The organism is Endozoicomonas gorgoniicola, from assembly GCF_025562715.2.
Classification (GTDB): domain Bacteria; phylum Pseudomonadota; class Gammaproteobacteria; order Pseudomonadales; family Endozoicomonadaceae; genus Endozoicomonas_A; species Endozoicomonas_A gorgoniicola.
The window spans coordinates 2,244,837-2,257,180 of sequence record NZ_JAPFCC010000001.1; the positions used below are offsets into that span (position 1 = coordinate 2,244,837).

Consider the following 12,344-nt stretch of genomic DNA (forward strand, 5'->3'; position numbering starts at 1 on the left):
CGGGCTTGTTTCCCTGAAAGACTTTTGGATCAGGTTTCACCATCCTCGGTGAATCGCCCGGTGCGGACCCGCATGCCGGTGTGGTGTGGGGAGAGCTGGAGAAAGACCAGTTCTTACCCGATTTAGCTTTCTTTTGCGACCAAGAACTCAGCTATTTCTTCTGCATGCATTCTGGCTATATCTTGCATATCTCCAATGGCCATTAGGTTATAGCTTGAGACTGTTGACTTTCCGATGATATTTCCATTTAAATCCTTCACGGTAACTTCCGAATCGACACCATCCTTACCCGCAAAGATGCCAAACATAGCCCGAGTGAAGCCTGACCTCATTCTATAATCAACTATTTCGATACTAATGCTATTGCCTCGTTCTGAACTATACAATGAGTTTAGTTTCAGCTCTTGTTTTAAATATGACTGTATTGCTAAAGAAAAATGATCTGGTGCTTGAGCACTTCGATCCTCCACTGTGATTTCCTTGAAATAAGGAGAAGACACAACTTCACTGCTCGAAATAGGATTAGAAACTTTCGATGTACTTGAACAAGCTGACAGTATCAAAGATACACATACTATAAATATTTTTTTACTAATCATTTAAACTACTCGCTTTTTAAGTTTATTTTTAGTAAACACATTTTTATTCTCTGATTTATCTACTGATATTTCTCAGTTATTGATGAAAGCTAACGCCTAGCTCAAGGGCATGAACTTATGGGGTGAAAGTCCCCTGTGGGTAAACCAGTATCGGATCTGGAGCCTAATAAGCCCACCGATGGTAACCGTTACAACAGGCTCGGCGGACTATGGTGGACCCGTATGCCGGTGTGGTAGAGAGAGCTGGAGAAAGACCAGCTCTTACCCGATTTAGGTGCAAATTGCACGACACTTTGGAAATTGACTACAGCCCCAAAATTTGTTGCCTGCATTTGCACCTTTTTTTGATACTCTTTGAATCATTGCACTGCCACATTTTGGACAGCTTTTCTCTGACTCTTTCTTTGCTTTTATTTCCCGTACATGCTGCACATGCTCTCTATTGGTTTTGGGAGATGGTTTTAGCCGTCCTGACTCAATTTTTTTAATCAATGCTTCTTTCTCTGTGGTAGAGAATATAATTTCGTTTCTAGATTTTATATAACGAATTAGACCGCCAGCATAGGTGACATTTTCAGGCATCTCTGTTTTGAACTCACTATTACCAACAAAAACAATGACTGAAAATATTTTTGAGTCAGAGATTGCAAGACACGATGCTAGCGTTTTTGCGTGTTTATAATTTTGGTGTAATGGATTCTGGAATTTACTGGTGTGTTTAAATATTTTTTGCGTCCACTGCTTCTGTTTCTCAGAACCAAAAATCCAACCATTCATGTTCTTTGTTTCAATGACGAAAATCCCATTTTCTGAAACCAAGATATGGTCTATTTGTGTTGAGCCATCTTCTGTTGGTAAGGTAATATTTTTGATGAGGTAGTATTTTCTTTTATCAAGCTTAATCTTTATTGCAAGGTTTACAGTTGCTTCCCCGAGAATTCCCTTAAACCAGGGAGACTTGAAAAGTCTAACTAGAATTAGCAGTGGTATGATATACCAGAATGTTGGTATGACATTCATTATTATTTGTGTAAAATCTATCATTTTGACTCGAACTCGATATTGGTTTTTGACCATTTGTTGAACAAAGTGGAACTATTTTTTGAATCAAACCACTAAGCTGCAAAAATTAAAAAATTGTCTTTTTAGTCAATAATTTCTGAACTCATTAACAGGAAAAAACGACAGAAGAATTATAAAGTGTAGCAAATCTACGACTGTGCGGAGAGCTGAAGAAAAAGCTATTTCCCATAAACTACTCCGAGTAGTTGTCAAGTCCGGGCTTGTTCAACAATCGGATAAGATTGCGGCTGCGCGCAATCTATCCTTATTCGTTATGTGTCGTTAACTCCCTGCAAATTCTACCTTTTCAACGCCTTTGTTTTTAGGACGAATAACTACAGTGCCAGCCATTTTGTCATGCCAACCTTGTTTTTTGCTGTCCCAAGCTACCCACAAAATACCTAGACCAAGTGGAAGAGTTGCAACGATGTAGCCTAAATAGCGGATAATACATTGCTTTATTGTTGGTGAGTTGCCAGTTGCAGCATCTACCACGATTGCCTTTACAGCCATTTTTCCCGGAGTTGCTGATTTATAAAACCAAAAGAGCATTGTTGCTATAAAAGGCATCACGTACGAAAGTAAAAAATCTGCACCACCAATGACAAGAGTATCGTTGTGTATTATTTCATCTCCATAGATCATGTATAAAAGTGGGTATGTAGCAAAGAGAATTATTATTCCATCAATTAATGAAGCTCCTACTCTAATCCAAAATCCTGAATATTCATATGCCGCTCCAAATTTCCCTACTGCTTGATTGTTCATTAATACTCCTTTATGAGATTTTTGTTGATGTTTACGATAGACACATAATCGGGATAGGGCAGAGCCTCTCGACTCCGCTCCCCCCAGCCGAGTTAGACTCGACTGGGGGCTGGAGGTTAGAAGCCTCCGGTCCGGCTACCCGATTTATGTTTCGCTGTCGATTCTTGGATTTATTCTAAAGCACCTTCTATTTCATAATCATCATCTGGATATGCTTCACCGGTTATGCATGAAAAACATGCCATCCAACCACAAGCCGATGAACCTATAACCCAAATATCATTACCGCAACTGCACTTTTCCCCAGCTTTGTATGATTTGACTAAGCTGTTAAGTGATTCAATTAAATTCTCTTTGTTAGTTGAGGGGTTGGACTGGATATGCTTTTTAACATATTCAGAAACTGAAATTGGTTCAAATCCTGATTTCATATCAATTACTTCTTTTGAGAAAAATTCAATTATAGCTTTTTATGAAGCTTTAACATATTTTGCAAGCTTCATTCCTTTACTGATTTCCGTCACATATGAAAGCTGATTTTTTGCTATAGAAGTAAGTTCTTTTTGAGAAATACCTACTTCTTTAATTTCTGCTGCATACTTGATACCGAATAAATGTATCATAACAACAGTTTCTTTATCTGGATAGTTGAAATACATCTCATTCAATTTTTGACCTAAATCTTCTTTTGTTATTCCTACTTCACTCTTGGTATAGAAACATAACGCCGCAATTACCGGCGGAAACAAAGTAGGTTTAAGTGTGCTATTCAAGCACACTTAAACCTACGCAGTGGACGTCCGGTAGATTGCCTTGTTAAGGCCGCTTTCTACCATGAACGCCGCTAATTCTGAATACTGATTTAGATGCTCCGCACAATATGCAGGAAGCACAAAAAGCCCTGATTCGGCGACAAGATTAAGCAAGGCTTTACACTCTAGTTGACTCTTGTACTTAAAATGAAGAGTCCAATTATCCTCAAACCAAAGATCTACGCCAAGTTTTGGAAACACAATATTTGGACAATACGTTTTATCAAATGAGCTTGCTATGAAGTCACCATAATCTTCTATACCCACATATCGAGAGAACTGAAGTCGCTGTTTGGTGTTTCGACCGCGATATCGATATTTTAATGGAGCTTCAATTTGTACAAGGTTACATAAAAACTTCTTAACAGATTCAGTCCAACGTGCCTTCTCTAAATCCGAGGCCTCTTCAATGCGGTCCAGCGAGTCGCTTTCATATAGCCAATGATCGAATACGGTAATCGCAGCCCAAGAGAAATCAGATTTAGTACAATCTTCATTGTACTTTAGAAGAAATGAAAACCGATCTGAAAGACTTCCATTTTCCGACTTAGTGATATTTCGGTAGTTTCTCATTTGAGCCTTAACGCTTAGCCCGAATATTTCATAAATGAGCAACAAGTTCCGGAAAAAACATCCCATTCTGATTTTTTCGGAGGTCTGTTGCTCTACTGTCCATGAAAAAGGTATTACAACCCGAACTCACCATTAATTCGGATGTTTTTTGATCAGCACCTGCTTTTTCAGGACAACAGAATTCCCCAACACTCTTTCTGTTGGTCGCTATTTTATTCTGATTGAGTTTATGAAGCTGACTATCCCGGTCGAGGCAGCGGCATTGAATAAAAGACTTCGGTTATATGCTGCAAAAGCCCTTTTATTGGACAGCTGCGGGGCAAGTGAAGTTTGATTCGGTCTTTATACTCAACCACTTTAACCGCGACCTTACAAAGTTTTGTGATCACGGTTGATGGCTGTGCCTTTTCCAGCTCCGTACCTTTCAGTGCCTTGGTTCTCAGCTCATAGTGAAGAACATAAGCAGCGCAGGCGTAAAACATTCTCAGGTGATTTGCCAGAAAGCCTTGATCTGACAAGCGATCACCGGACAAATCACTTTTCAGATGCTTAATGAAGTTCTCATCCTGCCCTCTGGGACAATAAAGGTCTTCATATATTTCCTCGGGGGAAGCCTCCATCATCGAAGTCACAATAAAGCGGGGATTGTCGCCTTTCTGGTTGACCTCTGCCTTATAGATTATCCGGGTGTCCAGCCCTTTCCAGCTTTTTGCCTGATAGTCCGTTTCTCCGTAGAGCCTGAGTCGCTCAGGCTCTGGCATGTTGTTCAGTTTTGCCAGCCCGGTTTTAACGTCGAGAGCTTTCCGCGCTTCATCCAGCAACTCTTTGGCTTTAGGTCGCAAGGCCGTCTTGTGTCCTGCGCCTTTTCCCAGCACGTAGTCGGAGTGAGGGTCATCCTGAACAACCTGCATTAACTCTGGTTGGGCAAAGTGGCTATCCCCACGAACCAGTAAATGGGTTTTCGGCCATCTTGTACGGATCAGCTTAATGAGGCGCTGGAGAATAGCTGCATTCTCTCGGCCTGTGGGTGTTTTTCCAGGACGCAGGATCGAAGTGATCAGCTTGCCGCTGAGCCCCTCAAAGATCATTAAGGGCAAGTAACAGTAGTCTTGATATTTGGCGTTGAACAGGTTCATCTGCTGGCCGCCATGGGTGATAGCAGGCGTATGATCCAGGTCGATAATGATGGCTAATGGCGGGTATTCATAACTGCTGATGAAGTGATCAGCCAGTGCTTTGGTCATATTATAAATATCCCGTTTGGTCATGGACTGACCAAGCCTTGTATACGTTGGAGCGGAAGCCAGATGGTTATCATCGTCCAGTGGGTTTCTTCCATTGGCAAGCTTAAAGATTGGGTCTTTACGCAGATGGTTGCTGTCGTTTGCATCTTCATAACCACAGGCCATTTGCAAAACTCTTTGGGCAATGAGTTCTTGCAGGGTGTGGTCGATGTAGGATTGATGACGTTTATCGTCAATGCCGTCAGTCAGCCTGGATATGATACCGCTGTGAAGCATTGTTTCACGTAGCATCAGGGCGCCAAAATCAGAGGATAATTCTCCGCCATTGAAGTCTGCCCGGATAGTTTTTCCGTTGGAGGGGTGAAAACGAAGCTGTTCTTGTGTAAATTTGTTCATGGCAAGTTCCGGTTTGCTTCTTCCGAAGCATTTTTTTGGTCGACCCAATTATATCAAGTGATTGGGCGGAACTTGCCTCTTTTTATGAAATATCCGGGTTAGCAGACCTACTTATCCGTAATCTCGCCAGAATTACAGACAAGTACACATTTCTGGCATAATTCCGTACCAGTCCATATAACCCTCAATTCTGCGTGAATTACCTCTTTGTCAGCATAATACGCAATGTTGAATGCATGCAAAACCCCTGTATCACAAGGGTTACAGCATTTTCCTGTTCAAGGTTGCAAATTAAGCCGACAACAAGTGGCTGATCAACTGCATCCTCGATTACTTGAAGTAGTCCACGAACTTTATGGCTTTCGCATCAACAATCATAGGCAACAAATGTCGACACAAGCTCCTTTTTTGTACATTTTGCGAACAAAACACCAAGTATTCAGCCCTCAAACCCACGCTACCGCCACCAGCAACAATGCTGGTCAGGTAAAGTACTGTTGGGCAGCCACATCCAAAAGCAAGCCGAAAAATAAAAAACCGATTGTCGTTTATGTCAGTGATGAAATGAATAGCCAAGGTCACAAATGGCCCACTTTTTTATTGCAATCGCCCACCCTACCCACCGGTAGGCGCTGTATATATAAAAACACATATAACCAGTGTCGTTTATATACCCACCTAACCAACTGATTTTATTAAAAAAACAAAACGCCCCCAAAAAACCAAAAAGTGGGCCTTTTTTCAGAGAAGAGAAAGCACAAACGGGGAATATAGAGGCGCTGTCGGAGCCTGTCAGAACGGGTTAAAAAATGACGTGGAGGCTAATTCTGATCTAAGTGGCTGAATTTCAGGGGTATATTACGAAAAAAGCCCCGTGAGAACACGAGGCTTTAATCTTCAATATGGCGGAGGGACAGGGATTCGAACCCTGGGTAGGCTATTAACCTACGCCGGTTTTCAAGACCGGTACTTTCAACCACTCAGTCATCCCTCCGCAGGGAATAACGCTGTTGAAATCAACAACATTACTGAGACTTTAAATAAGTTAAGTGGCGGAGGGACAGGGATTCGAACCCTGGGTGGGCTATTAACCCACGCTGGTTTTCAAGACCAGTGCTTTCAACCGCTCAGCCATCCCTCCGCAGAGAACAGTACGGTAAAGGAAACCGTATTGTTTTGCATGCTGCTTGTAAAATATGGCGGAGGGACAGGGATTCGAACCCTGGGTAGGCTATTAACCTACGCCGGTTTTCAAGACCGGTGCTTTCAACCGCTCAGCCATCCCTCCGCAGCAACGAGGGCAATATTACCTTAAATCCTTTTGCTGTCAAACCCTTGATATAGAAGAATATATTAACGACCAGACTGGAAAGGAATAATTGCAGGCCGATGAATGATGATTAACCGGTCACAAGTTTACAAAACATCACAGTTTCAAAGCTATAGCCCCAGCCTCAGGCTTTGGTATACTGCTTTATATCCCCAATGTGGAGAACAATGATATGGAACGCAAGCCAGTTACCCTCGCTTCGGCCGTTGCCCAGTCGGGTACGGGTATCGAAATTAATAAAGTCCTTCGTAATACTTATATGTTGCTGGGCATGACGCTGCTGTTCAGCGCCGTCACAGCCACTATTGCCATGGCCATGAATATTGGCCACATGACCTCTCTGGTGTTAATGCTGGTTGGCTTTGGACTACTGTTCGTGGTCAATAAAACCGCAGAATCTTCCAAGGGCATCGTTGCTATTTTCGCCTTCACCGGCGTTATGGGTGCTGCCCTTGGCCCACTTCTCAACTTTTACCTGGCTCTGAGTAATGGCCCTTCTCTGGTTATGCAGGCACTGGGTGGCACAGCCATTGTTTTCTTTTCGCTGTCTGCTTATGTACTGACGACCCGTAAAGATTTCTCTTTCATGGGTGGTTTCCTGATGGTTGGCCTGGTGGTTGCCCTGGTAGCCAGCATCGCCATGATGTTCTTCAGCATTCCCGGCGGTCAGCTGGCACTGTCTGCCGGTATTGTCGTGCTGATGTCAGGTCTTATTCTGTTTGATACCAGCCGTATCATTCATGGTGGCGAAACCAACTATATTCGGGCAACGGTTTCCCTGTACCTGAATATCTATAATCTGTTCACCGCCCTGCTGCATCTGCTGGGTGCTGCAGACGACTGACCGGATTTGTCGCTATTCCGCTGGCCCTGTCTATGACAGGGCTTTTTTTATGCACAAAGTTCTTCAGGAACTCTATTATGAAATACGCTCTGGCAATTTACGGAGCCCCGGCCACCAGCCAGGCTGGACAAACCGCCCTTCAGTTTGCCAAAGCTGTGATCGCCAAAGGGCATTCCATTCATCGACTGTTCTTTTATCAGGATGGTGTTCACACGGCTACGACCCTGGCCTCCCCTCCACAGGATGAACAGCACTTACCGGCTGAATGGGACACATTTATTCAGGAGAACCGGCTCGACAGTGTTGTCTGTATAGCAGCAGCCCTGCGCAGGGGTATTATTGATGCCAGTGAAGCAGAGCGTTATGAACGTCCTGCCCACAATCTGTCTGATGTCCACCAGTTATCCGGCCTTGGTCAGCTAATCGATGCGAGTCTGGAAGCTGACCGTTTTATAACCTTTGGCAGTTAAGGTGAACCATGAATCCATCTGTTTGCATTATCTCCACGCGCGCGCCTTACCACGGACAAAATGCCCGTGAAGCTCTGGATGCAGCACTGGTGTCAGCCTCTTACGACCTGGATACCTCTCTGCTATTGATGGGGGACGCGGTCTACCAGCTGCTCGACAACCAGTCACCTGAGCAACTATCCCGAAAAAGCCTGACTTCGATGCTGAAAGCCTTGCCCATGTACGGTATTGAAACCATCTTTGTCGATTCAGAGTCTTTACAGGAGCGGAGCCTTACGGAAGACCAGCTGGTTGATGGTTTTACATTACTGGAAGAAGGCGCGCTGGCGCCTTTTATCGCCCAACATGACAAGGTGTTAAACTTCTGATGTCTACCCTGCATACTGTTAACAAAGCCGGACAGGCGCTGGAATTATGCCTGCGTTCTTTATTATTGGGCGACGCCATACTGCTTATTGAAGACGCAGTATACGCCCTGTTCGAAGCCAGTGACGTTCTGAGGGAAGTGATTCTGGACATTCCTGTCTACGTACTGGAAGCCGATGTTCTGGCCCGGGGGGTCAGTAACCGCGACGACCTGAATATTACTGCGGTAGACTATGACGGATTTGTTGAATTGACTGAAGCTCACGACAAAGTCCTGGGCTGGCACTAACCCTGAACCTTTTAGCGAATGACTGACCTGATTCTTGATAAAGACGGCTATCTCGCCGACCTTACCCACTGGAACGAAGCCGTTGCCCATCAGCTGGCGGCCAACCATAACGTCGTTCTGACGGATGAACACTGGCAGGTTATCCACCTGCTGCGCCAGTTCTATGCCGAATTTGAACACGCCCCCAGCCAGCGTCCCTTTGTTAAATACATTGCCACGCATCTTGGGAAGGAGAAAGGCAACAGCCTTTACCTGATGCAACTGTTTCCAGAAAGCCCTGCGAAACTGGCAGCCCTGATTGCAGGTCTGCCCCGTCCCACTAATTGTTTTTAAAAGCGGTTTCTGAAACCCGTGCGTCTGCCTACAGGCGCACAATCAATATTTATTCCCCTATTTATTTCTCTATCTCTCCAGCGTCAAGTACACTGAAACTGATGATTGATACTGGAAGGCTCCTTTATGGCTATTGTCTCACTCCCGGAACACAAAAAAGAAATCAGTCTCGGCATCAGCGCCTGCCTGATGGGACAAAAAGTCCGCTACAACGGCGACCATAAAAAATCATCCTACTGCACCAACCTGTTGTCCCGGTATTTTAATTTTGTGACGGTCTGTCCGGAGGTCGGCATTGGCCTGCCAATTCCCCGAAAACCCATCCGTCTGGTAGGTGATATGCACCACTATCGTGTCAAAGGCACCGACGACCCCACACTAGACGTCACTGATCAGCTCTATGACTATGGCAGGCAGAAAGCGGAGGAGCTTGATGGCATCAGTGGCTACATCCTTATGCAGAAATCTCCCAGCTGCGGTATGGAACGCGTCAAGGTCTATCATGAAAACGGCTCCCCCCTGGGCAGAAGTGAAGCGGGTATGTTTGCCAGAGCCCTGATGGAAGCCAGACCTTTGCTGCCCGTCGAAGAGGAAGGTCGCCTGCACGACCCCGTATTACGGGAAAATTTTATCAATCGTGTGATTGCTTATCATCACTGGCATGAGGATGTTCTGACAGACCTGACTTATAAGAAGATGGGGGATTTTCACGCTCGCTACAAATACCAGTTAATGGCTCATGACCAGCAGGCGTATACTGTGCTGGGCCAGCTTATTGCTCAAGGTAAAACGATTCCTCTTGAAAAGATGTCTAAAGACTACTTTGAACAGTTCATGACGCTGATGAAAAAAAAGGCAAACCGAAAGTCCCATACCAATGTGCTTCTGCATATTCTTGGTTATCTGAAGAAATCCATCAGCAGTGCTGACAAACAACAACTGCTAAAACAAATCGAGAATTACCGTTCTGGCACCATCCCGCTTATCGTGCCATTAACCGTGTTAAAACATTTTGTTGAAGTCCACGGCAGTGAGTATATACAGAACCAGTACTATCTTGAGCCTCACCCGGAAGCCATGGGGCTGCGCAATAATCTTTAATCCGGATATCGGGGCAGCACCGCATCTACAGTGCCTGGTGTTACCACCATGGTTATAAAAAACCCGGAAATTGCATTCCGGGTTATCTTCAATATCTGATTGAACAATCAATGCACACGCAGTGCAAATCAGATTTCAGCGGATGTCAAAATCTCCGCCTTTAACTCCCTTGATAAAAGCGTCCCATTCATCCCTGTTGAAAACCAATGTTGTTTTTTGTGGGTCACTGCTATTTCTCATGGCAACCTCTTGGTTCGGGCTAATTGCAACAGTCACACAGCGGACATTGAAACATGGAGGACACGCTAATGATTTTTTGAAATGGCTGTCTTTTTCGAAATAAGAATTCATGAGACTACACTCCTTTCTATTTCATACAGCGCAATAACTATAGCAAAAGTTTTTTGAATATTTATTAAACACCTCGCCATATTGATGGAGACCCCACTAAGTTCACTGCCAGCGGGACAACGGCTGTCGGAACAAATTAAATGAGTACTCTTCGGATAGAGGCTACATTACGGGGGGTCATTGAGTGATACCTTACAGGCATCACTCAGATTAAGCCATGGACAGCGGCAAAAGGGTCATGCCCGGCATCACGGTGCCATTCATATTCCGCCCATTGTGCGGTTTTCTCTGCCTCGGCTTCCCCCAGCAGTCTGCTGATAATCGCCAGAGACATGTCCATACCGGCAGAAACACCCGATGAGGTGAAGAACTTGCCGTCTTCAACCCAGCGTGCCTGTTTAACCCAGTTAACCTTCTGCCCCTGTGCTGTGACCCATTCATAGGCCATTTTGTTGGTGGTCGCCTGTACTCCATCCAGCACGCCAGCCTTCGCCAGCAGGGCGCTGCCGGTGCAGACTGAAGTAACCAGCTCAGCCTGTTGAGATTGAGTGGCAATCCAGTCCAGCAGCCGGGTATTGCTGACCTCGCGGCGAGTACCGGTTCCACCGGGTACAAAAAGAATGTCGTATTGATGACCGTCGGCTGTCTTATGGTCTACCACCGATTTCGGCCCTTGTCGGCTGGCAACAACCCCTGCTTCTTCCGCTACCAGAAAAATATCGAACGCCTCCGGGGACATTCCATACATTTCCAGTGGACCAAATACATCCAGCACTTCAAAGTCATCGAACAGAAGTACACCGACAGATCGTTTAGAACTCATACCTTTCCCAAAGCAATGGCGCCAGCCAGCACAATAATAAAAAGGGCATTCTACTGATTCGTAATGCCCTTTTACAACGCCTGCTGACGTTTAAATCTTAATGCACTACTACTTCAGCAGGGCTATCAGCGTTTTCATTACTATGACGCAGTGCAAAGGTGAACAGTCTGTTGTAAACAACCGGGTAATCAACTCCGGCAAAATCCAGCAGTTCAGCCAGCTGTTGTGCAGAGTAGCCCTGCTCAATCATACTGCTGACCATCACTCTGAATTGTCGACGAGCCTCTCTGAACGCCTGATAGTATTCTAGCGCCTTCAACTGCGCCAAGTGATCGATATAAGGGTAAATCAGCTTTTGCATTTTGACAGACAGTTCTTCCGTTGACTCTGACACCTCACTACTATTACGCGTCACCTGTTCGATACCATGACACGCCTGCCGCTTGTCTTCATTACTGGACGCATGACGTATATTGGCGCCACAGGCAGCAATACGATCTTTAATAATCTGCAACGCTTCCTGCGAAGAACCAAAGTCACTTAAACGACCCGCCATGCGCTTAGCTGACCAGTCACTGATTTTATCTTCAAGGTTCGCTTTCACCTTGACCAGAACATCGGGAGCAACTTTCTCACGCCCCAGTCGCATCATCCATTCAGACAGCAGCTGTTCATTGATGCTGCTCACGGTATTGCCCGGTTCCTGAATCTTTTTCTCCAGATAGGCAAGATAAAGACTGCGCAGCTGATAGCGATAACCTTCCACCACCATACCCACCGGGCTGCTCAGGTAAGCGTTGGCCATCATGCCGTACTGAATCGACGAGTCGATTAATGGCTTTGAGCCTGTCTGAGCGGCTTCATCTTTCGACGGTTTGGCAACAAGGCTGACTGACAAGGTTAACAGGGAAACAAGCAACAGTTTTTTCATCAATATCTCCAGCAAGTAAATCAGGTGGCAGGTCTGGTATTTATCGGCCAGA

Annotated in this window: 16 protein-coding genes and 3 tRNA genes; 6 read left to right on the forward strand and 13 right to left on the reverse strand. The window is 45.1% G+C overall.

Annotated elements, in window-relative coordinates; genetic code table 11:
- Nucleotides 1-122: 122 nt before the first annotated feature.
- The 10 genes from NX722_RS10215 to NX722_RS10260 form a co-directional block, all read right to left on the reverse strand.
- The gene (locus tag NX722_RS10215) at nucleotides 123-599 is read right to left on the reverse strand and encodes a DUF4410 domain-containing protein (RefSeq protein WP_262567884.1); all 477 of its coding nucleotides are present in this window, start codon (nucleotides 597-599) and stop codon (nucleotides 123-125) included.
- Nucleotides 600-869: 270 nt separating this feature from the next.
- Complete coding sequence (locus NX722_RS10220) at nucleotides 870-1,643, reverse strand: nuclease-related domain-containing protein (protein ID WP_262567885.1); 774 nt, start codon at nucleotides 1,641-1,643, stop codon at nucleotides 870-872.
- 300 nt (nucleotides 1,644-1,943) lie between these two features.
- Nucleotides 1,944-2,429: an RDD family protein gene (locus tag NX722_RS10225; protein ID WP_262567886.1), complete on the reverse strand. Its 486-nt coding sequence runs from the start codon at nucleotides 2,427-2,429 to the stop codon at nucleotides 1,944-1,946.
- Between the two features lie 170 nt (nucleotides 2,430-2,599).
- Nucleotides 2,600-2,860, reverse strand: a complete 261-nt coding sequence (locus tag NX722_RS10230; RefSeq protein ID WP_262567887.1) for a hypothetical protein — start codon at nucleotides 2,858-2,860, stop codon at nucleotides 2,600-2,602.
- 39 nt (nucleotides 2,861-2,899) lie between these two features.
- On the reverse strand, nucleotides 2,900-3,202 hold the full coding sequence (locus NX722_RS10235) for an HTH-like domain-containing protein (RefSeq protein ID WP_262567888.1): 303 nt from the start codon (nucleotides 3,200-3,202) through the stop codon (nucleotides 2,900-2,902).
- A gap of 12 nt (nucleotides 3,203-3,214) precedes the next feature.
- Nucleotides 3,215-3,814, reverse strand: coding sequence for a hypothetical protein (locus NX722_RS10240; protein ID WP_262567889.1), 600 nt, complete (start codon nucleotides 3,812-3,814; stop codon nucleotides 3,215-3,217).
- A gap of 239 nt (nucleotides 3,815-4,053) precedes the next feature.
- Entirely contained in the window at nucleotides 4,054-5,454 is a 1,401-nt protein-coding gene (locus NX722_RS10245) for an IS1380 family transposase (RefSeq protein WP_262563762.1), read from the reverse strand.
- A 903-nt stretch (nucleotides 5,455-6,357) separates the two neighbouring features.
- Nucleotides 6,358-6,448, reverse strand: a tRNA-Ser gene (locus NX722_RS10250).
- A 56-nt stretch (nucleotides 6,449-6,504) separates the two neighbouring features.
- Nucleotides 6,505-6,595: transfer RNA gene (locus NX722_RS10255), tRNA-Ser, on the reverse strand.
- A gap of 56 nt (nucleotides 6,596-6,651) precedes the next feature.
- Nucleotides 6,652-6,742: transfer RNA gene (locus tag NX722_RS10260), tRNA-Ser, on the reverse strand.
- A 214-nt stretch (nucleotides 6,743-6,956) separates the two neighbouring features.
- On the opposite strand from NX722_RS10260, the gene NX722_RS10265 reads away from it, so the two are divergent.
- The 6 genes from NX722_RS10265 (at nucleotide 6,957) to NX722_RS10290 (ending at nucleotide 10,187) form a co-directional block, all read left to right on the forward strand.
- Nucleotides 6,957-7,628, forward strand: coding sequence for a Bax inhibitor-1/YccA family protein (locus tag NX722_RS10265; protein ID WP_262567890.1), 672 nt, complete (start codon nucleotides 6,957-6,959; stop codon nucleotides 7,626-7,628).
- A gap of 77 nt (nucleotides 7,629-7,705) precedes the next feature.
- A complete protein-coding gene (tusD, locus tag NX722_RS10270; RefSeq protein WP_262567891.1) occupies nucleotides 7,706-8,098 on the forward strand; it encodes a sulfurtransferase complex subunit TusD in 393 nt (130 codons plus the stop codon).
- An 8-nt stretch (nucleotides 8,099-8,106) separates the two neighbouring features.
- On the forward strand, nucleotides 8,107-8,466 hold the full coding sequence (tusC, locus tag NX722_RS10275; RefSeq protein WP_262567892.1) for a sulfurtransferase complex subunit TusC: 360 nt from the start codon (nucleotides 8,107-8,109) through the stop codon (nucleotides 8,464-8,466).
- Nucleotides 8,466-8,753 carry a sulfurtransferase complex subunit TusB gene (gene tusB / locus NX722_RS10280; RefSeq protein WP_262567893.1) on the forward strand — a complete coding sequence of 96 codons (288 nt, stop codon included), beginning with the start codon at nucleotides 8,466-8,468 and terminating at the stop codon, nucleotides 8,751-8,753. The genes tusC and tusB overlap by 1 nt, the downstream gene beginning before the upstream one ends.
- A gap of 18 nt (nucleotides 8,754-8,771) precedes the next feature.
- A complete protein-coding gene (locus tag NX722_RS10285) occupies nucleotides 8,772-9,086 on the forward strand; it encodes a TusE/DsrC/DsvC family sulfur relay protein (RefSeq protein ID WP_262567894.1) in 315 nt (104 codons plus the stop codon).
- A gap of 126 nt (nucleotides 9,087-9,212) precedes the next feature.
- Complete coding sequence (locus NX722_RS10290; RefSeq protein ID WP_262567895.1) at nucleotides 9,213-10,187, forward strand: YbgA family protein; 975 nt, start codon at nucleotides 9,213-9,215, stop codon at nucleotides 10,185-10,187.
- 135 nt (nucleotides 10,188-10,322) lie between these two features.
- On the opposite strand, the gene NX722_RS10295 is transcribed toward NX722_RS10290, so the two are convergent.
- From NX722_RS10295 to NX722_RS10305, 3 genes are all read right to left on the reverse strand, one after another.
- A complete protein-coding gene (locus NX722_RS10295) occupies nucleotides 10,323-10,538 on the reverse strand; it encodes a DUF397 domain-containing protein (protein ID WP_262567896.1) in 216 nt (71 codons plus the stop codon).
- Nucleotides 10,539-10,743: 205 nt separating this feature from the next.
- Nucleotides 10,744-11,361 (reverse strand): DJ-1/PfpI family protein, encoded by a 618-nt coding sequence (locus NX722_RS10300; protein WP_262567897.1) that lies wholly within the window; start codon nucleotides 11,359-11,361, stop codon nucleotides 10,744-10,746.
- 97 nt (nucleotides 11,362-11,458) lie between these two features.
- Nucleotides 11,459-12,292, reverse strand: coding sequence for a hypothetical protein (locus NX722_RS10305; protein WP_262567898.1), 834 nt, complete (start codon nucleotides 12,290-12,292; stop codon nucleotides 11,459-11,461).
- Nucleotides 12,293-12,344: the final 52 nt, after the last annotated feature.

Coding starts and splice junctions, on each gene's coding strand:
- NX722_RS10300 (WP_262567897.1), bottom strand. CDS start 11,361: ATGAGTTCTAAACGATCTGTCGGTGTACTTCTGTTCGATGACTTTGAA.
- tusD (WP_262567891.1), top strand. CDS start 7,706: ATGAAATACGCTCTGGCAATTTACGGAGCCCCGGCCACCAGCCAGGCT.
- NX722_RS10215 (WP_262567884.1), bottom strand. CDS start 599: ATGATTAGTAAAAAAATATTTATAGTATGTGTATCTTTGATACTGTCA.
- NX722_RS10265 (WP_262567890.1), top strand. CDS start 6,957: ATGGAACGCAAGCCAGTTACCCTCGCTTCGGCCGTTGCCCAGTCGGGT.
- NX722_RS10295 (WP_262567896.1), bottom strand. CDS start 10,538: ATGAATTCTTATTTCGAAAAAGACAGCCATTTCAAAAAATCATTAGCG.
- NX722_RS10240 (WP_262567889.1), bottom strand. CDS start 3,814: ATGAGAAACTACCGAAATATCACTAAGTCGGAAAATGGAAGTCTTTCA.
- NX722_RS10230 (WP_262567887.1), bottom strand. CDS start 2,860: ATGAAATCAGGATTTGAACCAATTTCAGTTTCTGAATATGTTAAAAAG.
- NX722_RS10220 (WP_262567885.1), bottom strand. CDS start 1,643: ATGATAGATTTTACACAAATAATAATGAATGTCATACCAACATTCTGG.
- NX722_RS10285 (WP_262567894.1), top strand. CDS start 8,772: ATGACTGACCTGATTCTTGATAAAGACGGCTATCTCGCCGACCTTACC.
- tusB (WP_262567893.1), top strand. CDS start 8,466: ATGTCTACCCTGCATACTGTTAACAAAGCCGGACAGGCGCTGGAATTA.
- NX722_RS10225 (WP_262567886.1), bottom strand. CDS start 2,429: ATGAACAATCAAGCAGTAGGGAAATTTGGAGCGGCATATGAATATTCA.
- tusC (WP_262567892.1), top strand. CDS start 8,107: ATGAATCCATCTGTTTGCATTATCTCCACGCGCGCGCCTTACCACGGA.
- NX722_RS10245 (WP_262563762.1), bottom strand. CDS start 5,454: ATGAACAAATTTACACAAGAACAGCTTCGTTTTCACCCCTCCAACGGA.
- NX722_RS10290 (WP_262567895.1), top strand. CDS start 9,213: ATGGCTATTGTCTCACTCCCGGAACACAAAAAAGAAATCAGTCTCGGC.
- NX722_RS10305 (WP_262567898.1), bottom strand. CDS start 12,292: ATGAAAAAACTGTTGCTTGTTTCCCTGTTAACCTTGTCAGTCAGCCTT.